Origin of the sequence: Xenorhabdus griffiniae (genome assembly GCF_037265215.1) — a bacterium.
GTDB classification, from domain to species: Bacteria; Pseudomonadota; Gammaproteobacteria; order Enterobacterales; family Enterobacteriaceae; genus Xenorhabdus; species Xenorhabdus griffiniae.
In genome coordinates this window covers 3,911,909-3,937,748 of sequence record NZ_CP147737.1, presented here as the reverse complement: position 1 = coordinate 3,937,748, position 25,840 = coordinate 3,911,909, and the positions used below count along the sequence as shown (strand labels likewise).

Annotated in this window: 23 protein-coding genes; 10 read left to right on the top strand and 13 right to left on the bottom strand. The window is 45.4% G+C overall.

Annotated features, from left to right (window positions below; translation table 11 throughout):
* Nucleotides 1-49 precede the first annotated feature (49 nt).
* From WDV75_RS17620 to WDV75_RS17595, 6 genes are read left to right on the top strand one after another with little or no spacing between them, the layout of a single operon-like run.
* Nucleotides 50-2,410 (top strand): bifunctional salicylyl-CoA 5-hydroxylase/oxidoreductase, encoded by a 2,361-nt coding sequence (locus WDV75_RS17620; protein WP_273558662.1) that lies wholly within the window; start codon nucleotides 50-52, stop codon nucleotides 2,408-2,410.
* Between the two features lie 9 nt (nucleotides 2,411-2,419).
* Nucleotides 2,420-3,559 (top strand): cupin domain-containing protein, encoded by a 1,140-nt coding sequence (locus WDV75_RS17615; protein WP_273558660.1) that lies wholly within the window; start codon nucleotides 2,420-2,422, stop codon nucleotides 3,557-3,559.
* Nucleotides 3,560-3,562: 3 nt separating this feature from the next.
* The gene (locus tag WDV75_RS17610; RefSeq protein ID WP_273558658.1) at nucleotides 3,563-4,474 is read left to right on the top strand and encodes a fumarylacetoacetate hydrolase family protein; all 912 of its coding nucleotides are present in this window, start codon (nucleotides 3,563-3,565) and stop codon (nucleotides 4,472-4,474) included.
* An 18-nt stretch (nucleotides 4,475-4,492) separates the two neighbouring features.
* Complete coding sequence (locus WDV75_RS17605) at nucleotides 4,493-5,482, top strand: carbon-nitrogen hydrolase family protein (protein ID WP_273558656.1); 990 nt, start codon at nucleotides 4,493-4,495, stop codon at nucleotides 5,480-5,482.
* Nucleotides 5,479-6,234, top strand: coding sequence for a maleate cis-trans isomerase family protein (locus WDV75_RS17600; RefSeq protein WP_273558654.1), 756 nt, complete (start codon nucleotides 5,479-5,481; stop codon nucleotides 6,232-6,234). Before WDV75_RS17605 ends, WDV75_RS17600 begins: the two co-directional genes overlap by 4 nt.
* A 26-nt stretch (nucleotides 6,235-6,260) precedes the next feature.
* Nucleotides 6,261-6,710 (top strand): MarR family winged helix-turn-helix transcriptional regulator, encoded by a 450-nt coding sequence (locus tag WDV75_RS17595; RefSeq protein WP_273558652.1) that lies wholly within the window; start codon nucleotides 6,261-6,263, stop codon nucleotides 6,708-6,710.
* A gap of 149 nt (nucleotides 6,711-6,859) precedes the next feature.
* On the opposite strand, the gene WDV75_RS17590 is transcribed toward WDV75_RS17595, so the two are convergent.
* The 12 genes from WDV75_RS17590 to WDV75_RS17535 form a co-directional block, all read right to left on the bottom strand.
* Entirely contained in the window at nucleotides 6,860-7,954 is a 1,095-nt protein-coding gene (locus WDV75_RS17590) for a DUF4056 domain-containing protein (RefSeq protein ID WP_273558691.1), read from the bottom strand.
* Nucleotides 7,955-7,989: 35 nt separating this feature from the next.
* A complete protein-coding gene (locus tag WDV75_RS17585; protein WP_273558650.1) occupies nucleotides 7,990-9,141 on the bottom strand; it encodes a BamA/TamA family outer membrane protein in 1,152 nt (383 codons plus the stop codon).
* On the bottom strand, nucleotides 9,141-10,115 hold the full coding sequence (locus WDV75_RS17580) for a hypothetical protein (RefSeq protein ID WP_273558648.1): 975 nt from the start codon (nucleotides 10,113-10,115) through the stop codon (nucleotides 9,141-9,143). Before WDV75_RS17580 ends, WDV75_RS17585 begins: the two co-directional genes overlap by 1 nt.
* Nucleotides 10,116-10,698: 583 nt before the next feature.
* On the bottom strand, nucleotides 10,699-10,992 hold the full coding sequence (gene cas2e / locus WDV75_RS17575; protein ID WP_189758795.1) for a type I-E CRISPR-associated endoribonuclease Cas2e: 294 nt from the start codon (nucleotides 10,990-10,992) through the stop codon (nucleotides 10,699-10,701).
* A 2-nt stretch (nucleotides 10,993-10,994) separates the two neighbouring features.
* A complete protein-coding gene (cas1e, locus tag WDV75_RS17570; protein ID WP_189758794.1) occupies nucleotides 10,995-11,915 on the bottom strand; it encodes a type I-E CRISPR-associated endonuclease Cas1e in 921 nt (306 codons plus the stop codon).
* Nucleotides 11,915-12,589, bottom strand: coding sequence for a type I-E CRISPR-associated protein Cas6/Cse3/CasE (cas6e, locus tag WDV75_RS17565; RefSeq protein ID WP_273558643.1), 675 nt, complete (start codon nucleotides 12,587-12,589; stop codon nucleotides 11,915-11,917). Before cas6e ends, cas1e begins: the two co-directional genes overlap by 1 nt.
* A complete protein-coding gene (gene cas5e, locus WDV75_RS17560; protein WP_273558641.1) occupies nucleotides 12,576-13,349 on the bottom strand; it encodes a type I-E CRISPR-associated protein Cas5/CasD in 774 nt (257 codons plus the stop codon). The genes cas6e and cas5e overlap by 14 nt, the downstream gene beginning before the upstream one ends.
* Before the next feature lie 11 nt (nucleotides 13,350-13,360).
* The gene (gene cas7e, locus WDV75_RS17555; RefSeq protein WP_273558639.1) at nucleotides 13,361-14,398 is read right to left on the bottom strand and encodes a type I-E CRISPR-associated protein Cas7/Cse4/CasC; all 1,038 of its coding nucleotides are present in this window, start codon (nucleotides 14,396-14,398) and stop codon (nucleotides 13,361-13,363) included.
* 41 nt (nucleotides 14,399-14,439) lie between these two features.
* A complete protein-coding gene (casB, locus tag WDV75_RS17550) occupies nucleotides 14,440-14,991 on the bottom strand; it encodes a type I-E CRISPR-associated protein Cse2/CasB (protein WP_273558637.1) in 552 nt (183 codons plus the stop codon).
* Nucleotides 14,984-16,603: a type I-E CRISPR-associated protein Cse1/CasA gene (gene casA, locus WDV75_RS17545; protein WP_273558634.1), complete on the bottom strand. Its 1,620-nt coding sequence runs from the start codon at nucleotides 16,601-16,603 to the stop codon at nucleotides 14,984-14,986. Before casA ends, casB begins: the two co-directional genes overlap by 8 nt.
* Nucleotides 16,603-19,350 carry a CRISPR-associated helicase Cas3' gene (cas3, locus tag WDV75_RS17540; RefSeq protein ID WP_273558633.1) on the bottom strand — a complete coding sequence of 916 codons (2,748 nt, stop codon included), beginning with the start codon at nucleotides 19,348-19,350 and terminating at the stop codon, nucleotides 16,603-16,605. Before cas3 ends, casA begins: the two co-directional genes overlap by 1 nt.
* Before the next feature lie 52 nt (nucleotides 19,351-19,402).
* On the bottom strand, nucleotides 19,403-19,801 hold the full coding sequence (locus tag WDV75_RS17535; protein WP_273558689.1) for a bleomycin resistance protein: 399 nt from the start codon (nucleotides 19,799-19,801) through the stop codon (nucleotides 19,403-19,405).
* 1,007 nt (nucleotides 19,802-20,808) lie between these two features.
* Here WDV75_RS17535 and gntR point away from each other — a divergent pair.
* The 4 genes from gntR to nadS all read left to right on the top strand — a co-directional run bounded on the left by gntR (nucleotide 20,809) and on the right by nadS (nucleotide 24,372).
* Complete coding sequence (gntR, locus tag WDV75_RS17530; protein WP_273558687.1) at nucleotides 20,809-21,804, top strand: gluconate operon transcriptional repressor GntR; 996 nt, start codon at nucleotides 20,809-20,811, stop codon at nucleotides 21,802-21,804.
* A gap of 205 nt (nucleotides 21,805-22,009) precedes the next feature.
* Complete coding sequence (gene gntK, locus WDV75_RS17525) at nucleotides 22,010-22,567, top strand: gluconokinase (protein WP_273558632.1); 558 nt, start codon at nucleotides 22,010-22,012, stop codon at nucleotides 22,565-22,567.
* A complete protein-coding gene (gene gntU / locus WDV75_RS17520) occupies nucleotides 22,564-23,901 on the top strand; it encodes a gluconate transporter (protein ID WP_273558631.1) in 1,338 nt (445 codons plus the stop codon). The genes gntK and gntU overlap by 4 nt, the downstream gene beginning before the upstream one ends.
* A 174-nt stretch (nucleotides 23,902-24,075) precedes the next feature.
* On the top strand, nucleotides 24,076-24,372 hold the full coding sequence (gene nadS / locus WDV75_RS17515; RefSeq protein ID WP_189758784.1) for a NadS family protein: 297 nt from the start codon (nucleotides 24,076-24,078) through the stop codon (nucleotides 24,370-24,372).
* Nucleotides 24,373-24,646: 274 nt separating this feature from the next.
* Here nadS and WDV75_RS17510 read toward each other — a convergent pair whose 3' ends face one another.
* Nucleotides 24,647-25,840 (bottom strand): SGNH/GDSL hydrolase family protein, encoded by a 1,194-nt coding sequence (locus WDV75_RS17510; RefSeq protein WP_338860228.1) that lies wholly within the window; start codon nucleotides 25,838-25,840, stop codon nucleotides 24,647-24,649.

Sequence of the window (25,840 nt, the reverse complement as noted above, 5' to 3'; positions counted from 1 at the left end):
ACTGGCGTATTACGCATGGGGTAGATATCGTGCGGCAGGAGAAGAAATTATGAATGTAAGAGGTAAGAATGCAGTAGTCAGTCAAAATGCAGTGACCGTAACGGGTAAGAATATCGTATGTATTGGCGGTGGGCCGGCGGGATTGTACTTCGGTTTGCTGATGAAGTTGCAAAATCCTGATAATCGTGTCGTGGTCATCGAGCGCAATCGTCCGTATGACACTTTTGGCTGGGGCGTGGTGTTTTCGGATGCAACATTGGAAAACCTGCATCTGGCTGATCCAGTGTCGGCTGAAATTATCAGGGAGGAATTTAGCCGTTGGGATGATATTGATATCCACTTTAAGGGAACAGTAAATCGTAGTGGCGGTCATGGGTTTATTGGCATTGGCCGTAAAAAGTTACTGAATATCCTGCAAGATCGTTGTCACGAAGTCGGGGTTGAGTTGCTGTTTGAAACGCAGGTTGAGGATGAGCAGGAGATTGCCCGCCAATATCATGCTGATTTGCTGATTGCATCTGATGGGATTAATAGCCAGATCCGTACCCGTTACGCTGAATTTTTCCAGCCTGATATTGATCAACGCCATTGTCGTTTTGTCTGGCTGGGGACGCGCAAAATTTTTGATGCGTTTACGTTTCTGTTTGTGGAAACCGAATATGGCTGGTTTCAGGTTCATGCCTACCAATTTCAGGAAGGCTTATCGACTTTTATTGTCGAGACAACGGAAGAAACCTGGCTGGCTGCGGGGATAGACAAAATGTCACAGGAAGAGGGCATTGCGTATTGCGAAAAAATATTCGCACCGTGGCTGGATGGACATCCCTTAATCTCCAATGCTACCCATTTGCGGGGGGCTGCTATTTGGATACGTTTTCCCCGTGTAATTTGTGCGAACTGGGTGCACTGGATCAAGCCAGAGGAAGATAACGGCAAAAATATCCCGATTGTGTTAATGGGAGATGCCGCTCATACCGCCCATTTTTCCATTGGCTCTGGCACAAAATTGGCATTAGAAGATGCGATTGAACTGGCAAACAGCCTGAAAGCCCATCAGGGGAATTGGCAGGCGGGATTGTCTGATTACCAACAATCGCGCAGTGTGGAGGTGCTGAAAATTCAGAATGCCGCCCGTAATTCAACGGAGTGGTTCGAAAATGTCGCACGCTATGAACGTTTTGCGCCTGAACAATTCGCTTACTCATTGCTGACACGCTCACAGCGCATTTCCCATGAAAATTTGCGCTTGAGGGACCGGGCATGGTTGGAAAATTACGAAAGCTGGTTTGCCCAAAAGTTTCACCTATCTTCACCATTAATCCCGCCGTTGCTGACACCTTATCAGGTACGGGGGGTTAACCTGAAAAATCGGGTTGTTGTCTCTCCGACGCTATTGTATAGCGCCGTGGACGGGGTTCCGGGTTCATTCCATCTGGTTCATCTGGGTAGCAGAGCATTGGGAGGCGCGGGTTTGGTGATTACTGAAATGACGGCCATTTCTCCGCAAGCACGTGTCACTCCTGCGTGTACAGGATTGTGGAACGATCAGCAGGTGCAGGCGTGGAAGACAATCACCGATTTTGTCCATCAGCATTCTGGCTCGCGGATAGGCATTCAACTGGGACATGCGGGAAGACGAGGATCAACCCAATTGGGATGGGAACAGTCTGATCATCCTTTGCCAGAGGGGAATTGGCCTTTGGTTTCGGCATCGGCCTTGCCTTACTTAGCCGGAATCTCACAAGTGCCGGCAGCGTTGACCAAGACACAACTACAAGAAATTACTGAGCAGTTTGTTGCAGCAACCCAGCGTGCCATCAAAGCCGGTTTTGACTGGCTGGAGATCCAGGCCGCTCACGGTTATCTGCTCTCCAGTTTTATCTCCCCGCTGACTAATCAGCGCGATGACGAATATGGCGGTTCGCTGGAAAACCGGCTTCGTTTCCCATTGGCCGTTTTCAAGGCGGTACGTGAGGTTTGGCCGGCTGATTTACCGATATCGGTGCGTATTTCTGCCACGGATTGGGTGGAAGGGGGAACGACGGTTGATGAAGCCGTAGAGATTGCCCGCCGTTTCCGTGAAGCCGGAGTGGATATGGTGGATTGTTCCACGGGGGAAGTTTCTGCTGATCAGAAACCGATTTACGGACGCATGTACCAGACTCCGATGGCTGATCGCATTCGCAATGAAGGTAATGTGCCGGTGATTGCGGTCGGTGCGATTACCGATGCTGATCAAATCAACAGCATTATCGCTTCGGGGCGCGCTGATCTCTGTGCCTTATCCCGCCCATTCTTATCTAATGCGGCCTGGCTACTGCATGAATGCGCCAGATATGGCTGGACGGGTATCGATTGGCCGAAACCTTATCTTTACGGCAAAGCGCAATTCATTAGAAAACCACTCTAGGAGATATCCATGTCTCAACAAGAAAATATCCAGTCTCATGATCAATACAGGGAAGATATTGTTGGCCGTGCTAATGTGGCCGATAGCCCTGAATTACTGGCGTATTACAGGGAGTTGGTCAAGTACAAGACAGGGGCACTTTGGACAATCGCCAATAAAATAGAACCCTGGCAACCTAAATCAGCCTCAGTGCCGGTACTTTGGCGTTACCGTGATCTGCGTGAGCACGTTCTAAAATCTGCCGATTTAGTGACACCGGAAAAAGCGGGTCGCCGTGTGGTCTATCTGAACAATTCGGGAGAGCCAGGCGCCTCTACCGCTGTTGGTTTGCTCTATTCCGGTCTCCAGACTATGCGGCCGGGTGAAGCGGCATCGGCACATGCCCACTCCTCTTCTGCCCTGCGTTTCATCATGGAAGGGCGTGGTGCTTACACCATTGTTGATGGCCAGAAACTGTTATTGGGAGCGAATGATTTTGTCTTAACCCCGAATGGAACCTGGCATGAGCATGGTGTTGAGCCTGATGGTTCACAATGTATCTGGCAGGATGGCCTGGATATACCGCTGGTTAACATATTGGAAGCGGGTTTTTATAAGGTACATCCTGACTTGCGTCAGGCAGTGACTGAACCTGTGAATGCTTCTATTGCACTTTGGGGTGCCCCCGCTTTGCGTCCACAGAATGTTAGCTGGGATAAACCTTATTCCCCGTTGTTCAGATACCAATGGGAGCCAACTTATGAATCTTTGCAGCGTTATGCCTGTGTTTCGGATGGATCGCCTTTTGATGACATTTTGATGCATTACGCCAATCCGCTAACAGGCGGTCATGTGATGCCAACTCTCGGTGCCAGTATGCAGTTATTGCGCCCTAGTTTTGTAGGTAAGGCACATCGTCATACCGGTAGTTTTATCTATCAAGTGGCGAAAGGAAAAGGTTATTCCGTGATTGATGGTCAACGATTTGACTGGCAAGAACGGGATATTTTCTGCGTTCCTTCATGGGCATTTCATGAGCATGTGAATGTTTCACAAACGGATGATGCTTGCCTGTTCTGTTTCAACGACTTGCCCGTTATGCAGGCATTGCAATTGTATTACGAAGAAGCCCTGACTGATAACGATGGGCACCAACGAGTGAGAGGATAAAAGATGCGTTTAATCACTTACCGTTCAGAAGTCACGGCTGCTGCGCGATTAGGCGCCATTGTCAATGATCACGTCATAGACCTGGCAAAGCTGGCTTCCCATACGGGGAATAGATTGCCGGATAATATGCTGGAGTTTATTGATTTGGGACCATTGGCGGTGAGCAGCACAACCGCGCTGCTAGACTCATTTAAGGGATTTTGGCCGGTGGGAGTTTCACTGCCATTGCAGAATGTGAAAATTCTTGCTCCTATTCCCCGCCCACGGAAAAACATCTTTGGTATTGGTCTGAACTATGTTGAACATGTGGCTGAATCCAGCCGTGCTTTGGATACGGCAAAAGATCTGCCAAAAGAACCGGTCATTTTCTCTAAGCCGCCAACAACAGTGATTGGCCCTGGTGACGCCATTGAGCATAACAGTGCGATCACAGCGCAATTGGATTGGGAAGTGGAACTGGCGGTGATTATTGGAACCCGCGCTAAAGGTGTATCGGAAGATAAGGCTTTGAAATATGTTTTTGGCTATAGCCTGATGATCGACATGAGTGCCCGTGATTGCCGTCGGGCCGGGCAGTGGATCTACTCTAAGGGACAGGATACCTACGCACCTTTTGGCCCTTGCATCGTCACGGCTGATGAAATTCCCAATCCACAAGATTTGGCATTGAGTCTAAAAGTCAATGGCGTGACTAAACAGGACTCCAATACGCGCCATATGTTGTTCAAGGTCAATACTTTAATTGCGGATATTAGCAAAGGCATCACGCTGGAACCAGGCGATATCATTGCCACAGGAACACCAGAAGGTGTTGGAGCGGGGCGTGATCCACAAGAATGGCTATGGCCAGGGGATGTGATTGAAGCATACCTTGAAAAGATTGGCCATTTGCGTCACCCCGTTATTGCGGTGTAAATAAAACAGGAGCCTGATATGCTGAAACTTCCTAAGTTCAAAGCGGCTGCGGTACAGGCTGCTCCTGTCTTTCTGGATACAGAGGCGACGGTTGATCTCGTTTGTCGGCTGATTCAGGAAGCGGCAGACAAGGGGGCCAGTTTGGTGGCTTTTCCTGAAGTGTTTGTTTCTGGTTACCCCTATTGGAACTGGGTGATGAACCCAATACAAGGTAGTCCGTGGTTTGAGAAACTGTGCAAATCGGCTATTGAAGTGCCGGGGCCGGAGATCAACAAAATTGCCTTGGCTGCGGCTCGTCATCACATCAACGTTGTGGTTGGGGTTAATGAGCGCAGTCCTGACGGCATAGCAACACTCTATAACACGCTGGTGACTATTTCTGATGAAGGAAACATTCTGGGGCGTCACCGCAAGCTGGTGCCGACATGGGCGGAAAAACTGACATGGGCGAATGGTGATGCGGCTTCGTTAAAAGTGCATGATACCCGTATTGGGCCATTGGGCGTGCTGGCTTGTGGCGAAAATACCAATCCGTTAGCGCGTTTTTCCTTATTATCTCAAGGGGAATTGGTCCATGTTGCCAGTTACATTTCCCTGCCGGTTGCACCAGCGGATTATGATATGGCTGAGGCGATCCGTTTGCGGGCGGCAGCCCATTGTTTTGAAGGCAAGGTGTTTACCATTGTCTCCTGCTCCACGATTTCGCCGGAAATTGTCACAGCGATGTCGGCCAGCCATCCTGAAGCCGAAGCGTTGCTGGCACGTTCTAACAGTGCATTCACCGGCATTATTGGACCAGATGGGCGCGTGATTGGTGATCCCCTGATTGATAAGGAAGGGATCGTCTATGCGCATATTGACCTGAACCGCTGTATTCAGCCTCGTCAAATGCACGATATCACGGGGCATTACAACCGATTTGATATCTTCGATCTCAAAGTGAACCGTCAGCCAATGCGTGCGATCCGATTTACTGATCTGCCAGCCGATCAGGAGGATCGTCCATGAATAACACACCGCATTTTCGCGTGGGGCTGATTGTTCCCTCATCGAATACGACAATGGAAACAGAAATTCCCGCTATCCTGCACGCCCGTGAAGTCATAAACCCTGAACGTTTTACCTTTCATTCCAGTCGCATGAGAATGAAAACAGTCACAAAAGCGGAACTGGCGGCCATGGATGCAGACAGTGATCGCTGTGCGCTTGAGTTGTCGGATGCCGCGGTTGATGTGCTGGGATATGCCTGTTTAGTGGCGATTATGAGCATGGGACAGGGATATCACCGGATCTCTGAAAAGCGTCTCCATCTGCGGACAGCTGAAAATGGACATCCGGCACCTGTTGTGACCAGCGCGGGGGCGTTAGTGGATGGGCTACATGCTTTGGGGGCGAAACGGATCTCTATACTGACGCCCTACATGAAGCCATTGACTCAGTTAGTCATTGATTATATTGAAAATGAAGGGATTGAAGTTATCGACAGCATTTCGCTGGAAATCCCCGATAACCTTGCTGTTGGACGACAAGATCCTCTCGCACCGGTGGAGATTACCAAACGGCTAAATAGCAATGTCGATGTGATAGTGGCTTCTGCTTGTGTACAAATGCCTTCTTTGCCGTCAGTAGCACTGATCGAAGATCGGGTGGGGATACCTGTGATTTCTTCATCTGTGGCAACAACCTACATGATATTGAAACAGCTTGGGCTGAATACATACGTTCCGCGATTTGGCTCACTGTTATCAGGAAAATATTGATCGAGATACAAAAGGTTGTTCAACTTATGCCAGATTCAAAAGTGTTTGTTGATAATTACTTGCCTGCCTTGCTTGGGCGGGCATGGATGTTAGTTTCGTCTCAATTTCATGATGTCGTTGAAGCGCGGGGGCTGTCAGTGCTGGAGTGGCGGGTGTTATCGGCGTTGACAGGAAGTGGCTCCATTAGCACTGGTCTTCTGGCACAGAAAACGGTCAGTAAACAACCGACTATTACCCGTGTTTTGCAGCGTTTGGAGCTACAGGGGTATGTAGCGCGTTTTTCCAATGGTGGCCGTGATCGCCGTGTTACCTTGGTATGTTTGACTGAAGCAGGGCAAAAAGTGGTAGAAGGATTACTGACTGAAGCTGAATCCCATGAGAAAAGTGTGCTGGAGCCATTGGGAGATGGAAAAAGTCAGCTATTAAAAGCGGTTTTGCAGGAGCTGATCAAACGGCATACACAAGGGAGGATTTAGTAAGTCATCCGGATGGAACTACCCATCTATCTTCAAGATGCATGTGATTTCTCCCCGTGAAGCGGGGAGAAATCGGGTTTCATAGCGTGTTGTAAGTTGCAACTTGAAGTTTAATGCGTATATTCCTCATCTATATTGATGGATGGATCTTATTTAATTAGCAACTGTTTTTCATCTTCCCGTCGGGCATTTTCCGCCAGCATTTTAAAATCTTTTATTGTCCAATATTGCTTTGGAACAGGTAGGTTTTTCATCTCATTGGTTGGCCAGAGCTGAAATTCAGCCAGATTATCCAACGAAAAATGCTGATAATGCTCAGGCAGAGACAAGCGCAGGGCAAAGTGCTCTTTACCGAAAGGCATTAATGGGGAGCGGTTGTCCTGGATATCATAATTCCGGTGCAGAACTAAAAACTTCTCAGGAATGCGTTGATAACTGTTCCACCACAAACCATCTACGCTATCAAACATCTCTTTTGTGCCTGATTTGGGGTTATCTCCAAGTTCATGTAAAGCGATCGGCAAGATCTTCGTCATTGCGTCCGAGAACTGTGCTATAGAAGAAGCGTGGCCTTCCAGAATCAATGTCAGAGCCAACCGTGCACCCAATAGGTTTGAATAGAGATCTTCCGGGGAAAAAGCCGAAATGCCCTCTGAAAATCCAGGGACTGATTGATAGCCATACCATTGCGCTATTTCATGCCAGGCGGCAAGTTGAAAAGCGAGTTTAGCCGCTAAATAGGCACTTAGCGTATAGCGTCCAGCCGGATCTTGCGGTGGCGTAAAAGCAAAAAAATGCATTTTACGCGCGGCAAGTTCATTATTCAGGGTTAACTCCCTCTCTTGACCAAGATGAGCGTAAATCTGGCTAAACAGGTAAAGCGTATAGTCTGCGGTATCCCTGACATGGGAGATATCAATAAACCCTCCTTTATGGGTATAGAGCAGCCCCACTTTTTCATTGCTTACCCCCAACAAGGCGGCACTGGCACCGACAACACTGTCATTATAGTGATGTTCACCCAATTTCTTGGCTTCTACAATATTATCGATGTCATAGAAGGGAATGGGAATATTCCATAGTTGGGCTTTTAGGTTATAGCCGAAAGCACAGCAAGCCCTTAAACCTTCTGGTGGGGCAATGGGAGGTAACGCATTCCAGGCTTGCTGTGACTGCTCATGGCTATCACTGACAAGGACAGGTTTGACCGGATCAACTGATTGTGGCTGGTTTTGACATGCCATCAGTAAAAAACAGAGGCAAAGTGTAACGAATAATCTCAAAACGCTTCCCCAACCTGAAAATAGAATCCAGTACTGTCTTTACCGACACCAAAATCTAATCTGACATTCATGCGTGGTTTAAACTCAAAACGATAGCCAATACCAACAGAAGGAAGCCAATGCCTGGTTCCCAATTGTGAAGGGGAATCTCCCAACGTGCCGGTGCCTATCCAACCGACTACACCGTGGCGCCAGTCCAGTTTATGTCTTAACTCTAACTGTGTTGTGAAGATATTGTTGTCACGATAACGCCCTTCATAATACCCGCGCATCCGCTGGCCGTTACCAAGCAGTGATAGCTGGTTCCACGGGACATCACCTGCGCTGAAACGGGCATAGTTATCGAAGGCCAGGACTGTCTTTTCAGATAACGAGTAATAGGTCGAGAACTGAAGCTGTGTGGTATGGAAACGGTGATCGCTACCTAATTCTGGGGAAAAATAGGTATAAACGATCTCAAATGCCTGTCCGTGTCGTGCATTGGGTAAAAAGTCCCGTGTATCATAACTCAAGTGGGCACTTACACCGGAACTCATCACAGAACGGCCACCGACAGACTGGGAAAAATACCGTTTTGCTCCGCTATCCGGATCACTGGCATTGACGGATGAGAAATTCCAACCTAATCCCATATAGGTGGTATTAGCGACACGGTAGAGAAGTCGCGGATGAATAGCAAATTCCTGTGAACGGTATTCCTCTTTGTGACTGTCATTTTTACCGGCACGATAACCTTTACCCCAATAGTAAGTTGGGGTGTTATTCAGTGTACCGGAAACGAATAACCGCCATTGGTCACTGGCAAGAAAATTGTAATTGGTAAAGTTCAGGCCAAACGCGCCAGTAGATGAAGCAAATCCACTGAGTCCTAATGAAGAAGTCTGGCTTATGTGATCTAAATGGTCAGGACGGTACAGGCCAACGACGGCAACACCAATCCCCATCCCCATTTCAGGGGTGTAGAAAGGACCAGGTAATACGCCCCAGTCAATTTTTTTGCGGTCATCAAAATGATTGCTACCACCTAATTCGTTTAACCAACCATCAATTTTTTGCCGGTTAGGCAGGATATCAGCGTGGGCTGATGAAATGGTAAAGAGAAGCAGGCTGGCAATGACCAGCCTTTTGAGTGTTGCAAAGCCAAACATTAAAAACGGAACTCACCGGAAATAAAGAAACTGTTTCTGTTGCCAAAACCGACTTCTGACAGGATATTGAAATTACGAGTGATTTCGAAGCGTGCACCAACGGTATTGTTCCACTTATGGGCTAGGTGTTGTTCAACGTCGAATTTCATATCTGGGTCATCTAAGGCTTGAACGAGGACACCGAAAACTCCAGGTAAATTTAGGCTACTAATGTTACCTTTAAAACGTTGAGTAATATTTTGATACATTGCACCAGTCCAAATTTGGACTTTGGTGTTACCCTGTCCCGCAAATAATGGCTCAAAAGTGAATTCATAGCCAATTCTGGGGGTTACAACATAAGCTGAGATGTCACCGTCTAAAATATCTAGATTGGTTCGAGTGTAGTTTGCATCTAGTGTTGCAAAAAAGTGGTTATAGCCACCAGCTAATGTCAGACCACCACCAAAAGTTTTCCCTTTAAAGTCTAGTTCAAAAGGTATGTTGTTAAACTTAAAAAAACCTAATTCTACGTTTTCAATATTAGTTGCAGAAGTACCTTTTGTTTTTCCATATACGCCATAAACATTTAAAAATGGTAGTATCCAACTATCTAATTTAAGTAGATGTGATTCATTTCGCTCACGGGTCTTTCCTGCCTGTATTTTTAAGCCTTCAGCAGTAGAAGGATTTTTAGGCATAATAAAACCGATTTTATCCACAATAACATTCTGGCGCAGATTCATATAACCATAACTAACACCAAACGGTTCAGGCAGGTCGTAGCCTTTTGCGCGTGCGGCATCACCCCAAATTGGCAGAATACGAGATCCCGATTTAGTCGACTGGGATAAGCTACCATCATTATTTGTTTGCTGAACGCCAGATTCGGATACGGTTAATGAAAAAAGTGGGCGCTCACTATCTGCATAGCTGTATGAGGCCGCAAGACACAAAGTGGCAGCTAACAATTTGTTGGTATTAGTTAAGTTCATAAGTGAATTCGCTTCCTAATTTTTGATATTTAATTGTCTATAAAATGAACACATTAAGACGGAAAGGCGCGTAGATTATCATAGCTATTTTGGTCAATCATCAACGATTTATGTTTGTAGGCGGAATATCGCACGATTTGGAATATTCGTTTGTTTTATCGTCAAATAGAGCGAGTTTTATCTCTCCAGATGTTAATAAAAATAATTAATTTATATTGAAATTATTTCTTATATTGATTTTTATTTTGGTTACTTAAAATAAGAAGATAGTCTATAACGGTTTTAATTTTATTTATACGCATTAAACTTCAAGTTGCAATTTACAACACGCTATGAAATCCGATTTCTCCCCGCGAAGCGGGGAGAAACAATGTGCATCTTGAAGTGAGATGGGTATAAGCCATTGTTAAACGACAATTGATAATCTTATCTTTGGTTTTCTATTATCTCATTTAATTAATGTTAATTTTTTTTATGTTTTCATATTGGAATTATTCATTGAGCCTATGGGGAATATTCGTTTTTGTCTCGTTCTATAATCAGCGTTTGCGGTTTATCCCCGTACCTACAGGGAACACCCAAACTAATCCTCAGAAAGTGGTTTAAATTTCACTAAACGCAGGCCATCAAAATCTATCGGTTCCCTTCGGTTTTCACCAAAGGTCTGAAAATCAAATCCAGATTCGGTGTTGGTCTGCCATGCCATAACTGCATTTCCATCTTCGGTCAGCTCCGTGATTTGTTGCCAAATCATTTCCCTGATTTTATGGGATATATTACCCACATAAACCCCTGCCCGTATTTCCAGTAACCAAATAGCCAGCCGCCCCCGTAATCGAGGAGGAACAGCTTCTGTTACGACCACCGTCATACTCATCTCTATTGACTCCTGTGTCCAATGTCACCGATAGAAATTGGTTCGGGAATCGCGGGGGGTTGTGCATCAGCAGGAGGGAGCGGTGGGGAAATCTCGCCCGCCGCAAGCACTTCTTCAATTAAGGGAATAAGGCGTTTCAGAATTTTGTCTGTCCTGAATTTTTCACGACAAGCAATTCTGACTTGCCTGTCAGGAGCAATGCTATTGGTGGCAGCAACTTTAAATGCAATAGGCACGACGGTATCAAACTTTAAGATATCTGCAATATCATAGACAAATGACAAAGGCTTGCCAGTATGCAGAAAACCAATAGCAGGTGCATAACCCGCCGCCAGAATAGCGGCTTCGGTCACTCCATATAGGCATGAGGTTGCTGCACTAATACAGCGGTTGATGAGATCACCCTTATCCCAATCAGTATGATCGTAATTGCGCCCGTGCCATTTTACGCCATATTGTTTTGCCAATATTTGATAGGTTTTCCTGACGCGGGCACCTTCAATGCCCCGAAGCTGTTCGACATTGCGTTTTTGGGGTGCGGGTTCACCAAAACGTAATTCAAACATTTTGCGGACAACCTTGAGCCTTAAATCCTCATCCAGTGCCAACTTAGCCTGATAAAGCAGCCGGTCTGAACGCGCACCGCCTGGCTGTCCTACGGAATAGAGTCTGACACCGGCTTCTCCCACCCAAATAAGCAATGTTCCGGTGGTAGATGCCAATTTTACCGCAGCATGGCTAATGCGGGTGCCTGGCTCCAGCATAATGCAAGCAAGGGAGCCGACGGGAATATGCATACGTTCGCCGTTGACTTCATCAATCACAACAAACGCATTATCCTTGACATCAATACGTCCCATACCAATAAAGATCATTGAATTCCTGTCCTTGATGGGAATGGGTTTTAATGGAATAAATGCCATTACAGTGCCCTTATCAGCATTAACCCACAACCAAAGGATTTTGCCCTGCCAAATCCCTTCTGGTATTGCTCAAGGAAAAGTTCGCTATCTGACAAAGTGAGCACTCCCTGAAAATCTACGCTGGAAAATGCCACCTTCTGGCCAGAGGCTTTAAAACTGCGGTGTTGGGTATAGCGTTCAATATCCGGAGCAAAATCAAAGCGAATCCCCCAATTAGCCAGCCGTTTTTCATCTTGTATCCAGGTTTGGGCGGCCTGCATCATTGCTGATTCAAGGTCTCCTGAGCTACCAGCATGTCTTGCCTGACGCTTGGCGTGCATCAACACATCATGGCGCAGCTGTTTGCCTGAATTTTTATTTGTGAGGCAGACAGTGGGATTCGCGCGGAGTTTGAACGCCAGTTTTTGTCCATTATGTAATTGAGGGGCAAAAGACTTGGTCTGAATCTGGAACCGTGGGGAATTGGCTATCGGTGTGGTCGTGGACAACACAAGAAATTCAGGTCTGCCACTTAAGCTCATCTCTTGCCTGAAAAGGAAATTGCGTTCTTCCTGCTCCGTAAACAATTGCCACAAGAGTTGGTGGTAAGCATAGACATCATTTTTCGTCTGTTTACGTGACGGTGTTTGCATAGAGTAAGCAGAAGGGTGCAAGGCGACTTTAGACAGATACATGTGTTCCCTCCACGACTGATAACTGGAACGATAATTGGTGCATCGTGCGTTGCGTAAACTGCCAGCGGCTACGTGATAGTGGTTCATCCCACAGTTGATGCGTCAGTATTGTCGTATCAGGGATCGTGATCTCGTCTTTATCTCCTTCCCAGAAATAACTCACAACATCATGATTACGCTGCCAATAATAGTGATTGGCCTTTTCTGATTGATAAGGCAAGAGAGGAAAAGGCGTATCAAGGGCGGCTTTTAATGACGGAGATTCTGTCAGTTGCGGCATCATCGGAAGTGCAAGAGGGCAGGATTTTCGCCCAAGACTCAGCGTAAAAACGGGTTTTAGCAGCGCATCACGCAAGGCAGAAAGGGTGAAGCTGGCCTGTTCGGTCAAGGAAATCGCGATAATCCACACGCCATCAGCAAGATAATCGCGTGAAGACAGTACGGTGTTTAATTTGGATTTATCACGTAACTCACTTTTACGGGTTGGGTGAGACAATTTTTTTTCTTGCGAAGGAACCTGGGAGGTATGGTAATCCCGCATCAATAAACCGGAAACGATCTGTTTGATGGCGATTTTGACACTCTGCTGCAATGCCATAAGTTGTGTTTCATCATCGCGCCGGATGCCCAGTGCTGCACCTAATAACCCCAAAATAGCCGAACGGGTTGGATAAATGCCGGTTGGCCGGTTTTCACCGACCGCTTCTACTCCCCAACTGGCTAGTGCCCCATATAAACGAAAGACCAGGTAAGTCTTCATATTGGCCTCTTTTATTCAGTAACGAATTGAAGTAGCTCAGCAAAACAGCCTTTACCCGCGACGGCATTGATGCTATAGCGCGTGTCAGCACAAGCACCATAAACGTTATCGAAGTTTTCTCTCTGATTTTCTAACGCTTTGATGGCATCGGTTGCTTGATCTTCGCTATCAATGGGTTTTAAGAATGCAACAGATAGGGAGCGAGGCTGATATTCTCCCTTTTCCGCCAACACATAGCTGGCATAGGCGCGGGAGCCGAAACTGTTTTGTTTGCCGGATGGGGCGATTTTAATAGCGGCTTCTGTCAGGGCAGCGATGGCTTGATTCGCTAGGGTTTCATTACCTGACAGATTTTCGATTAATAGAGATTTGTTGATACAGATATAGCTGTAAAACAGAGCAGCCGCAAAGCCAGTTTCGCCAATATGAGCCGAACCGGAATCGCTTTTGCCCGCATTGAGATCGTCAACAGCGGTAAAATAGTCATCTTCCACCGCAACACTGTGAACGCTGATAGCGTGGGCAACCTGGCAGGCTGCTTCCACATTATAGGCAGGGCTGGATGCCAGCATACGGCCAAACAATGCAATATCTACGGCTGTTTTTTCTCTGCTCAGCAGATTCAGCTCTTCCTTGGTTGGTGCGCGATTTTCGGCAATAAGTTTATCGGCTAATGCAAAGGTAGCCTCTTTTTCTGCTGGGCTGATATGTGCCAGTTGTTCAATTTCCAGGGGTTCATCTTTTTTATTTTTGCCAAACACTTCCGCAATGGCAGAAGCCCATTCAGTTGCTTGCTTCTCTTTGATGCCTCCAGTAAGCAAGCGTTGATAAACCTGAAATCCAAAGCGTTTGGTACGAAAACCAAGGTGCTCTGCGAGGGCATCCTGAAACAGGTCAGAGATCCGCCAGTGACGTTTCAAACTTTGAGAACTAATTCTTAATCTCTCCGCTCCGCCCATTCTGGCGGTTTTAGGGCGTCCGAGATCGTCGCGGTTCAGGTTGGCAGGAGGGTAGGAAGTTAACAGATGTAGCTGAATAAATTGGCTCATTTAAAATTCCTTATTAGATTAAAAGTGGTTAATTATTGGCGTTATTTAGCGGCCTTGTAGTAATCCATCGCCCATTGCACACAGAGGCGTTTATTGGCTCGATATGCTTTTGGCTGGTGGTACTCTCTCAACCATTGTTCAATATCTTTGGCGAGGGATAACACGGAAACTTGGCCTTTCAGTTGTTGTAGGATGCGCCGCAAACGCATAATAAATTCATCGGGTGTCTTGGCTGACTGCAATTGGGCAAAGCGATGTGTACTGACAATCGGCTTGTCATTTTCGGTTTTGGTGCCCGCGGCAGTTGCCAGATTAGTGGTGGTGTTGGTTTTGACATACACCAGCGTGACAGCAATCATTGCCCATCGCATAACAGTCTGTTGCTGAGCTTCTTTGATAATATCTTCAGGCAAGCTGAACCATAATGCGCAAAAACCTTCGGTTAGCGTTGCTGCCTCAATATCTTGGCAACGCTTTAATTCAGCTTTAAAGAGCGTTGGTGCAGGGGGGATCTCTTTTTTCTTCAATTCTTCGGAGGATAAAAACATGCTTTCCCACCAGCGCAGTAAACGACCTTCACTTAGGTTATTCATTGATAACTTCCTCCTTCTTTTTGTTCTTGGATGATTGGATTTCTATATTGTGCTCTGCCATAAATGACTTGATATCTTTAGAACCCATCAGCCACTTGGTAAGAATTTGTCGCGCCGCGATCTTTTCGATGAGTTTTTCGGGATCGGTATCTTCTGACAGCACGAACTCATCAAAGAGCTCAAAGCAGGTATTTCTAAGTTGGTAGAGCCAGGTTTTAGCGTCTTCGGTGGAGAGGGAAGATGCTTTATGCTGGCTGCTGACAATCTGTTGAACAGCCTTAAAAAAGGCAGTCTGGGTGCGTTGATAGAAAGTCGCATCAATAAATGACATATCGCCTTTTATTTCATTCGGGCGACGGAACCACGCGTTTTTGATCTGGGTACGACACTGTGTCAATGCATTGGCAGAGAGGTTTTGTAGTGTTTTGACGCGCCGGAAAACGGCATCTTTCTTTTCAATCGGCATGGAAAACAGAGGCAAGGTGGTGGAATACCAACCGCGGGCTTTCATGTTGTCCATATCATAGCCAAAAACCCATAACCGAGGCGTGGAACTTTGTTCATCGGCAAAATAATCATTGATCTGGCTAAAATGGTCGACAACCTGGGCTGCCTGTTGACCCTGTTTATCATCGGAAAAAGTCAGGCTATCCCAGATCTTATAGGTCACACCTCCGGGTTGCCCTTTGATAGAAAGGTGCTCTTCATCCGGTTTTTTCGGATTCCACCGATAGGGGGTTAGAGGATGTTGCCAGGTACCAGAATAATTGTTGCCATAGTTTTGGGTACGATAACCCGAAACAGATGGGTGAGTTGTTTGCCCCGTTAATTGGCAGATGGCGGGCTTATCCTCTATCTCCAGCCGGATCCGTCGTGGCATGGCCCAATACATATGCAGTTCATGGACATTATGTGCGTAAATTTCTGTCCCTGCTTTTTGGCTGATATGAGTTTTACCCAACCAAGGAAAAACGTCTGGGCTATTGAGATCAGGATCGGGGTAAGGCCAATGTTCCCGATTAATGACATTCAGCCAAAGTTTTTGCCATAGCGAAGCATCCGGTTCTTGTGGCTGAATCAAGGTCGTGAGTGGACCCCCTCCCCGTAACCCGACACGATGTCCAACACCGCCGGCAGGCGCGTTAATCTGTAGTGTGAATAGGGCAATGGCGGCCATTTCGGGGGAAATGACTTCACATTGGCTGCGTTTAATAAAATGATCAGTATTATCCTTCAATGTTTTTTCACCAGGCGATTCAATTAACAATCCTGAAATGCTGGTGGGTTTCCTTTCTGCTAACGAATCAAGATCCTGCATAAACAGAGGACCATGCCCTGTCAGATTAAAAGCATGTTCTACTCGATTAAATGCAGTTTGTAGGTCCGCTTGGGTAGGGGCTTGTTGATAAAACTCATACCATTCGTCTTCATCTTCAGGAGCAAAAGCGGTTTGCAGCAAACCAATCGCCAGTTGGTAAGCGGCGCCCTGAAAATCAGCCCGTGGCAGTACAAAATCGACAACGGTAGGATCGCAGATTGCCGTCAGAGGTCGCTTTTTCTCACTGCCATCTTTCATTCTAAAAGTCAGCCATGCGTCTTTAACGAGGTTCATTACGCCTCCTGCTTAGGATAAAAACCAATGTTGGGATCATAAGTAAAATGTGGGTCACTCTCTGGCAGCCAGATTTGCAGGTATTTGACGGACTTGAATTTATCCTGTAACCGCTCCACGGTTTGAGAAAGAGACTCTGGTATGGGTTGCAGCTTATCGGCAAATTTGTTTTTTGGTATTTTGACAATACTTAATTGGACAGGAAATTTTTCATCCTCTACCCACGGCATTAGTTCCCCGTTTTCAGTTAGTTTGACAAGCAGCACGCTCACCGTTTCGATATCGCTAAATCGGGTGCTGATATCACAGTCATCGTCATACCAACCACGGGCACTGCGTTTGCTATATTCATAGTGCTGCCATTGCAGGGCTTGTGATCGTGCTGCGGCATCTTTGCTCCGCCCTTCTCCGATTTCTTTATTATCCTTGGGTTTGAGTGCATCAGGGATTTGGTTATCGGCATCTTCACCGTAAACGGCTTCGATCAAGGTTCGCGCCTCAGCAGGCATACGAATCGCTCCCAAGCGCAGGAGTTCGCGTAAGCCAAGCCATAAACGTCCGGCTGAACGATAAACATATTGGGTATTGCGAAAATCTTTGCTCAGCCAATCCACTTTGGGTTGATCATCCCATTCTGGGGCGTGGAGATATAATTCAGGCGCAGAGCGGCTATCGGTAATACCTTGCTCGTATTCGCCATTTGCGTTACGAGTATGGCGGTGCAAACGACCAACCCGCTGAATCAAGTCATCAATCGGGCAGATATCAGAGATCATGACATCCGTATCTGCATCAAGGCTCTCCTGAAAGACTTGCGTGGTAATCAGGATTTTGCCTTGCCTATCCTCCTGCTTGCTTTCTTTACCAAAGATTTCCAGCACACGATTTTCGATCTTTTTTCGGTCATGCAAAATAAAGCGACTGTGGAACAACAGGCAATTTTCCGGTTGAGCCATTTGTGCCTGAATAAGCCGGAAAGCATGGAGTGCATCATCCACTGAATTGCGCACCCAAACCACACATTGCCCATTTTGAGCGGCGTTGAGGGCGATTTGTACACATTCATCCAGATGATTCACCGTTTTTACGGTGACAGTACGGCTGACATCTGGACGACTGTGCAGGGGCGTTTCAACCAATGGAGCTTCTGGATTTAACGTGACATGGGTTGCCAGTGGAAAGGCCGTTTTTTGCAATTTCTGTGGTGGTATGCTGCTGGCAGATAACCAGATATTCACCAGCCGTTCGCGCTGTTTCAAGGAAAGTGTAGCAGTCAGTAATACCACGGAACCACCCTGGTGCAGGTGCAGACTTAATACACTTTCCAGCAATGCAAACATGTATTCATCGGCGGCGTGTACTTCATCAAAGATCAATACCTTGCGATTTAATCCAATCAATCGAAGTGACTGGTATTTTCTCGGTAAAACGGCAAGTAATGCCTGATCGATAGTACCTACCCCCACCGATGCCAATAGAGCTTTTTTATTAGAATCAGCTAACCATCGGTGGCACTGTGCTGTCGCAGTGCTATCGTCTCTGGTGTAATCACTGTCGTTATGTTCAGACGTCAGGATGATGTCACGGAAATTATCATTCATTTCACGTGCACCGTGCGCGAGAACGAGACTAGGTAGTTTGCCGTTTTCTGTATCAAACATATGGTGATAGTGTTTGGCGATTCGGCCAAACATGGCGTTGGAGGTCGCCATTGTTGGCAGACCAAAATAGAAACCGTCCGCAGCACCGGTTTGCATTAAGCGGTGAGTCAGAGCGAGGGCGGCTTCTGTTTTGCCTGCGCCCGTAACGTCTTCCAGAATAAAAAGTTGTGGGGAGTCATCAATCGGGACTTCTTCCGCCCATTTTTGTAATGGGGTTGGTGAAAATTGGTAGTACTCCTGGATAGAAGTATAAGGCGCTATCACGGGAGTGTTATGGATATCAATACCATCTAAGGCGATTTGAGCTTGTTTTTGCGTAAGCTGCCAATATTCCGCCAGCGGAAGGGCTTTGGTTTGATAACGAAAATGATAACAGTCAGAGCCTATCCAGTCCGCCAGCACGACAATACCGGCAAGTTGCCAACTCACTTGTTGTAGTTTGCGCCGCCACTCTTTTGAAAGTAGTTTTGCCAATGGTAGATGAGGTTGAAAAAGTGTCAGAAGATCATGAGTGAATGCCGTTGCATCAATAACATTTTGGGGCTCGGTAAAATCGGTAATTGTGTTCCAACTATCATCAATGGGTTTACCATGATGACCAAGCATACACTGCATCAAAACCATTAACGTTTTCAGGGCTTGTTTCTTTTGTTTATCTTCACTGAATTGCAGGCCATCATCTCCGATTAAAGCTAACAGTACGTCATCCTGAATGTTTTTCCAGAAAAATAGCCCTAACCGATCATGCCTGAAATGTTTGGAGTCATAGGGGGAGTATTGCTCCGGTTTAATTAGATCAGTATCTTCTTGGGAATATAATTGCTGAAATGCAGAAGCAAATTTGCCGATATCGTGCAGTACCAGAAGAAAAGAAAATAGGTTTTGTAATGATTCTGGTGATAATCCCAAAAAATTTGCGAGATCTTGCGTTAATTTCTTATGTGGTGCCAATAATAATTGACCTACTGCGGCGACATCTAAGCAGTGATAGGCCAGGAGATGATAATTTTCGTTAGAATAGGGATTCTTTTTGGCTTTTCCCCAATATCGTGTGAGGTAATTAAAGTTATTTATTAAATTAGTCATACGCTTTCATGAGTAAATAAAGTTATAACTTTCCTATATTAATGGTGTGTCATTAATCTTCTGTGTTTTCTCTATATTGGCTAAATCGAAGTAAATAACCATCTGGATCTTGAACGAGAAATTCCCTCTGACAGATTGTGGTGTCACCTATGCAGTAATAATTATCTTCCAGTGGTCGATAAAGTTCGATTTCGTTAATTTTCAGGTTTTCCAGGATTGACATAATGTCATCGACTTCAATTTGAAAATTAATACCGCGCCCTAATGGTCTATTAAGTTCTCCAGTATTCCAACCATCGTCATGAAATACTTCCAGCATTAATTGTGCTTCACCTAATCCTAAATAAACAAAATCGGGATTTTCTCGACGAATTAATATTTCGAACCCTAATATTTTTTGATAGAACTCAAGTGAAGCCGCAAAGTTGGTCACGGTAAGTTCTGGTACCATACGATTCCAGTAAGTTATTTCTGTTGCATTATTAGCGTTCAAAGTGTTTTCCTGGGTGATTATATTTTTTAAAATAGCGAGCTACTTAAAAAATTAGTTAAATCCACTACGTTAACAACGGATTTGGAGAATTTAACCTATTTTATATCATGTTATCACTAACATTTTATCTTATATGGAATATTGATCACATTCAGGATTATGTGAACCGTTAGTGATGGAAATCCTATAGCATCATAATGAGCTAAATTTTGATGATTCTCTTTATGGTTATCCTGTAATAATTTCTGAGTGGACTTATCTGATAATGTCTTATCTTGATAGGTTACTTTTCGTTTCAGGTATCTAATTTCTTGTTGAAGTTTGTTTATAGTTTTAACCGGATTTGAAGCCAGTAGTGCTTTTAGTGACTTTTGGGGTCAATTATATTTTCAAGTCTCTAAAGTGTATGATTTTGTTATCCAAGTAAGTGTTTATCCCCGTATTCACGGGGAACACATAGAAGTAAATTGTCATCCGAGGTTGACTACCGGTTTATCCCCGTACTTACGGGGAACACCCTAATTTTATCTATTTGTTTTATAAAATCTTTTTAGGGCCGAAAAATTCTACCATTTTTTGGCCTATAAAGTTAGCCAAATTTTCCCGTTCATTTTCCTGATTTACCATCTGTAATGTAGATCGCATTTAATTCATATTATTAACTCTTCTTTACCAACTTATGAGATTCCTATTGCAGAAATCGCAAAAGAACTTGTTGGCCTTAACTCAACAACAAAGAGAGTAAGAGTTATGAAAACTATTGTGTTGTGCGGTGGGGGGTAGCAACAGATTGGAATATTCACTCAAACGCGTGTAAGTCATCACAATTTCAGTAATTACTGCTAAACAAGATGCGAGTATATTGGCATTTTTCACCAGAAAGCGTGTTGTAATGATGTATAAATATGTTAAAACCGCAAGTTATTCCTCTGCACCTATCAATAACTGATTGTATTACATTGAAAATGAAGAAAAAACGCCCAGCTTTACAAGATGTTGCCGACCTCGTTGGGGTCACAAAAATGACGGTCAGCCGTTTTTTACGCAATCCCGATCAGGTTTCTGAAGCGTTGGGAAAACGAATAGCGGAAGCGGTGGAGCAACTCGGCTATATCCCCAACCGTGTACCCGATATTCTTTCTAATTCCACCAGCCGTGCAATAGGTGTTTTACTCCCTTCCTTGACCAATCAGGTTTTCGCTGAAGTTATTCGTGGCATTGAGCATGTGACTGATCGCAATGGATATCAAACCATGCTCGCCCACTATGGTTATTCTGCCCAGAAAGAAGAAGAACGTTTGCTCTCCTTGCTTGCTTACAATATTGATGGCCTGATTCTGGCTGAACGTACGCATACCCCCAAAACGTTAAAGGTGTTGCAAACAGTAGGTATACCCGTAGTCGAATTGATGGACAGTGTATCGCCTTGCCTTGATATTGCAGTAGGAATCGATAATTTTGCAGCAGCTCGTCAGATGACGATGGCAATGATCGAACGCGGTTGCAAAAACATTATTTATCTCGGTGCACGACAGGATGAGCGAACGATGATCCGTTTGCAAGGGTTTGAAATGGCGATGTTTAATGCTGGGCTTCAACCGAGAAAAATGATGACACCAGTCAGCTCTTCCTATTCGTTAGGCGCGCAGCTTTTGCAGGAATCTTGTCAGAAATATCCCGAAATTGATGGTTTGTTTTGTACGAATGATGATATCGCCATCGGGGCAATTTTCGAGTGCCAGCGACAGGGGATTAAAGTACCGGAAGAGATTGCGATAGCTGGCTTTCATGGTCATGATGTCGGCCAGGTAATGACTCCCAAGCTTGCCAGTGTGCTGACGCCTCGTGACTTAATGGGACGCAAGGCTGCGGAATCTTTGCTTGCTCGTTTGAGAGGGGAAAAGCTGGAACAAACTCTGATCGATGTTGGGTTTACCCTTTCATTGGGTGAAAGTGTTTAATTTTTGTAGCTCAAAATGATGCTTTCCCATTTTCAATTGCGATAAGCCTCACATTTTCCTTTTTTGATGGCCCTGATTGATTGCCCACCATCCAGCTCTGCTGCTAATGTTACCGATAACATTCCATGAATAATATTCCCTGCTAATTTTTTAGTGTCAATCAAATGGATATATAAGCCGTCAGATCTGTGTAAAGGAGTTTGATATGGGTGATACCCAACAACCAAACCATGTTTTTGTATTGATGGGGGTATCCGGCAGCGGTAAATCAGCGGTTGCCAGTGGTGTTGCCCGTAAACTAGGGGCTGCGTTTCTGGATGGAGACTTCCTTCATCCCCGTGCCAATATTACAAAAATGGCACTGGGCCACGCCTTGAATGATGATGATCGCAGGCCATGGTTGAAGGCACTCAATGACGCCATTTTTGCCATGCAGCGCACCAATTCTATCTCCCTGCTCGTGTGTTCTGCCTTGAAAAAAAATTATCGGGATATGTTGCGTGATGGCAATCAAAACCTGTCGTTTCTCTATATGAAAGGGGATTTTGATTTAATCGAAGGCCGCCTGAAAGCACGCAAAGGGCATTTCTTTAAACCACAAATGCTCATCTCACAATTTGAGACACTGGAAGAGCCGACCAGTGATGAAAAAGATGTCCATCACATTGATATCAAACCTGATCTTGATGAAGTCATCAAAAATGCGATTAAAGCTATTGACCATATTCAATCCATTAACCGTATTAGTGAGGGATGTTCATGAGCACCGTAACTCTGGTTCTGACAGCTGTCGGTTCTGTTCTCTTATTATTGTTTTTGGTGATGAAAGCCAGGTTACAGGCATTTATTGCCTTGATGATAGTTTCCGTGGGGGCAGGAATTTTTTCTGGTATGCCACTGGAGAAAATCACCCAGACAATGCAGGACGGCATGGCGGGCACTTTGGGTTTTCTTGCCATTGTTGTGGCTCTTGGCGCAATGTTTGGCAAGATCTTGCATGAAACGGGAGTCCTTGACCAGATTGCCGTGAAACTATTGGGTAGCTTTGGTGAAAAGCGGGCTAACTATGCATTAGGTGTTGCCGGGCTTGTCTGTGCATTACCACTGTTTTTTGATGTGGCGGTTGTGTTATTGATTGGCGTGGTATTTGCCGTTGCGCGTCGTACCAATGGCAATGTCGTGAAACTGGCGATTCCATTGTTCGCAGGTGTTGCGGCGGCGGCCGCATTTTTGGTTCCGGGGCCAGTGCCAATGATGCTGGCTTCCCAGATGGGAGCCGATTTTGGCTGGATGATATTGATTGGCCTGAGTGCCGCCATTCCCGGCATGTTATTGGCTGGCCCGATATACGGTAATTTTATCAGCAAATATGTGACACTGGATTTACCCAAAGATCTGGGGACACCAAGTATTGGCAAAAGTCAGATGCCTTCCTTTGCCTTCAGCTTGGCATTGGTATTATTCCCATTGATATTGGTGGGCTTGAAAACCATTGGTGCACGTTTTGTTGATCAGCAATCAACGCTATATCATTGGCTGGAATTTCTTGGTCATCCTTTCATTGCAATTTTGCTTGCTTGTCTGGTGGCAATTTACGGGTTGGCGATCCGTCGTGGTATGAGCAAAGAGAAAGTCATGGAGGTCTGCTCTGCAGCGATTCAACCTGCAGGAATTATTCTGCTGGTGACAGGTGCAGGTGGTGTATTCAAACAAGTGCTGGTGGATTCAGGTGTTGGGCCAGCATTGGGTAATGCGTTGGTCGGTGCCGGCCTTCCAATCGCGCTGGCGTGTTTTATTTTGTCGGGAGCCGTGCGTGTGATTCAAGGTTCGGCAACTGTCGCATGTTTGACCACGGTAGGATTGGTTCTGCCAGTGATTGGCGAGTTAGGTTATTCCGGTGCGCAAATGGCCGCGTTGTCAGTATGTATTGCCGGTGGCTCTTTGGTTCTTAGCCATGTGAACGATTCTGGTTTCTGGCTGTTCGGTAAATTTACTGGTGCGACAGAAGCACAAACCCTAAAAACTTGGACGGTAATGGAAACCATTCTCGGCACAACCGGTGCGATGGTTGGTATGATCTATTTCGCTATGTTGTGATGAAGCCTTTTTAAGCGATTTTTCATGGCACCTTATGATATAAATTAAGGTGCTTTTTTATTAATTCTCCTAACTTCTCGACATAGGTTTTGTTGTTTCTATAGAAAAGGGATTAAAGTTAATCTAACAGAACAAGAGAAAAAGATATTACGCGATCTCAATGAGAGGTGGTAAATGGATGCAAAATTGTTTGAGCGTCTAACTGAAAGTATGACGCAAATGAATGAAATTATTGATGGTACTCGTGAACCTTCGCGTGAAACACATGTGGTAGCTGTGCAAGTCAAGAAGATTCGACAATCGACGGGATTGTCCCAAACTGGATTTGCAAAACTGATTTCAGTGAATGTTGATACATTGAGAAATTGGGAACAAGGACGCCGCCAGCCTACAGGTCCTGCAAAAGCACTTTTGCGCGCTATTGAACGTGATCCTGAACATGTATTGCCAGCACTTTCCGGTACGAATTAAGCTGTTGCATATCAGTATTAATCGCAATGGTGGTATGTTAAAGCCTTTTTAAGCGATTTTTCATGGCACCTTATCCATCATAAGGTGCTGTTTTACACGATTCCCCGTGTTATCCACGTTCATTAGCTGCTAAATAAATCTTATTTCCTGCTCGCTTACCAACCGCAATCACTAATATACCAATCGCTTTTCAAGATGCGTTTTATATCTCCTGCTATGCAGGGAGATTGGTATAACCGCTTTATTTAAAAACTGTTACGACTTACATAGGGCACTATTCAATCAATGCCATAAACTGCGTATAAAGCGCTTCGGCACTGCGTTCATAACCGTCTGCGGAAAGGTGAATGTAATCAGGACGAGCGAGGTTTTGTTGTTCCCATCCTCTGATCGAACATGGCCCCCCCATATATTCCCGCCAATCCCAAAACAGGGTGTGCTGTTGTTTGGCAACGGTTTGTTGGATCTGAATCACATGATCAAGTAAGGCAGGTTGCTGCTCTTCACAGCTTGCCGCAGTTTTATTTTTTAGCGAATCATTCGGCCCAATCAGCAGGATAACGGCTTGCGGTATGGCTCTGCGGATCTCTTGTATTTTAGCTGTCAAATCCTTCTGATAAGCAACCAAATCCAATGAATCGTTAAAGGCTTCATTGGTCCCATAGGCGAGAAAAACCATATCCGGTTTTATCTGTGCCAGCGTATTAATCCATTGCGGTTGCCATTTATCCAGCATATTAATAGTGGCGCCATTAATCCCCAATGCAGATAACATAATGCCAGGGGTTTGACGCTTTATCAGCCAGCCGCCGATTTTCAATTGTGTATCCTGTGGATAGAGATTGATGGGGAAATTGACGCTCTGTTCTGGTGAGAAATGCCATTCACTTTGTGTTGCGGGTAACTCTATGGTGGTAAATGGCATTTTGATTTGAGTCGCTGTATGGGATTGATAGAGTGCACTCAACCAGTATTCGCCACGAGCAGAGGAAGACTTGATTTGTATCGCACTCCTGGTACTTTCGGGAATGGCGATAAACCCACCCAATGGATAATCAGCCCGATTTTCCTTGCGGCTGCTGGAAAGCCACCAACCGGTTTTATCCTCAGAGAATTGTATTAAGGCGTTACGCTGACCAGGAATGCTCATTGGAGGAATAAAACCTGGCCCTGCGTCACCATAATGATTCTGTAATAAACTGCGTAACTTACCGGTAAAGAAATCGGCAGCCGTGTGTGAATCACCCAATTGTACAAAATGGAGTTGGCGAGTATCGCTGTGACGTAATTTATCTGTTAATAGCGTGAAATTGGGATCACCAAAATTCGTCAATTGTTGTTGACGATATATATGTGTTGCTTGGAGCTCCGATGCAGGCTGCGATTTTTCCCCCTTGCACGATAACAAGCTTATTGAGAGCGCGATAGCCAGACTTGCACCCACTATCCGATAAAATCTGCGGAACAT

What these genes read in the sequence shown, in the direction of transcription:
- WDV75_RS17620 (WP_273558662.1), top strand. Translation starts at nt 50, where the DNA reads ATGAATGTAAGAGGTAAGAATGCAGTAGTCAGTCAAAATGCAGTGACC.
- WDV75_RS17615 (WP_273558660.1), top strand. Translation starts at nt 2,420, where the DNA reads ATGTCTCAACAAGAAAATATCCAGTCTCATGATCAATACAGGGAAGAT.
- WDV75_RS17610 (WP_273558658.1), top strand. Translation starts at nt 3,563, where the DNA reads ATGCGTTTAATCACTTACCGTTCAGAAGTCACGGCTGCTGCGCGATTA.
- WDV75_RS17605 (WP_273558656.1), top strand. Translation starts at nt 4,493, where the DNA reads ATGCTGAAACTTCCTAAGTTCAAAGCGGCTGCGGTACAGGCTGCTCCT.
- WDV75_RS17600 (WP_273558654.1), top strand. Translation starts at nt 5,479, where the DNA reads ATGAATAACACACCGCATTTTCGCGTGGGGCTGATTGTTCCCTCATCG.
- WDV75_RS17595 (WP_273558652.1), top strand. Translation starts at nt 6,261, where the DNA reads ATGCCAGATTCAAAAGTGTTTGTTGATAATTACTTGCCTGCCTTGCTT.
- WDV75_RS17590 (WP_273558691.1), bottom strand. Translation starts at nt 7,954, where the DNA reads ATGGCATGTCAAAACCAGCCACAATCAGTTGATCCGGTCAAACCTGTC.
- WDV75_RS17585 (WP_273558650.1), bottom strand. Translation starts at nt 9,141, where the DNA reads ATGTTTGGCTTTGCAACACTCAAAAGGCTGGTCATTGCCAGCCTGCTT.
- WDV75_RS17580 (WP_273558648.1), bottom strand. Translation starts at nt 10,115, where the DNA reads ATGAACTTAACTAATACCAACAAATTGTTAGCTGCCACTTTGTGTCTT.
- cas2e (WP_189758795.1), bottom strand. Translation starts at nt 10,992, where the DNA reads ATGAGTATGACGGTGGTCGTAACAGAAGCTGTTCCTCCTCGATTACGG.
- cas1e (WP_189758794.1), bottom strand. Translation starts at nt 11,915, where the DNA reads ATGGCATTTATTCCATTAAAACCCATTCCCATCAAGGACAGGAATTCA.
- cas6e (WP_273558643.1), bottom strand. Translation starts at nt 12,589, where the DNA reads ATGTATCTGTCTAAAGTCGCCTTGCACCCTTCTGCTTACTCTATGCAA.
- cas5e (WP_273558641.1), bottom strand. Translation starts at nt 13,349, where the DNA reads ATGAAGACTTACCTGGTCTTTCGTTTATATGGGGCACTAGCCAGTTGG.
- cas7e (WP_273558639.1), bottom strand. Translation starts at nt 14,398, where the DNA reads ATGAGCCAATTTATTCAGCTACATCTGTTAACTTCCTACCCTCCTGCC.
- casB (WP_273558637.1), bottom strand. Translation starts at nt 14,991, where the DNA reads ATGAATAACCTAAGTGAAGGTCGTTTACTGCGCTGGTGGGAAAGCATG.
- casA (WP_273558634.1), bottom strand. Translation starts at nt 16,603, where the DNA reads ATGAACCTCGTTAAAGACGCATGGCTGACTTTTAGAATGAAAGATGGC.
- cas3 (WP_273558633.1), bottom strand. Translation starts at nt 19,350, where the DNA reads ATGACTAATTTAATAAATAACTTTAATTACCTCACACGATATTGGGGA.
- WDV75_RS17535 (WP_273558689.1), bottom strand. Translation starts at nt 19,801, where the DNA reads ATGGTACCAGAACTTACCGTGACCAACTTTGCGGCTTCACTTGAGTTC.
- gntR (WP_273558687.1), top strand. Translation starts at nt 20,809, where the DNA reads ATGAAGAAAAAACGCCCAGCTTTACAAGATGTTGCCGACCTCGTTGGG.
- gntK (WP_273558632.1), top strand. Translation starts at nt 22,010, where the DNA reads ATGGGTGATACCCAACAACCAAACCATGTTTTTGTATTGATGGGGGTA.
- gntU (WP_273558631.1), top strand. Translation starts at nt 22,564, where the DNA reads ATGAGCACCGTAACTCTGGTTCTGACAGCTGTCGGTTCTGTTCTCTTA.
- nadS (WP_189758784.1), top strand. Translation starts at nt 24,076, where the DNA reads ATGGATGCAAAATTGTTTGAGCGTCTAACTGAAAGTATGACGCAAATG.
- WDV75_RS17510 (WP_338860228.1), bottom strand. Translation starts at nt 25,840, where the DNA reads ATGTTCCGCAGATTTTATCGGATAGTGGGTGCAAGTCTGGCTATCGCG.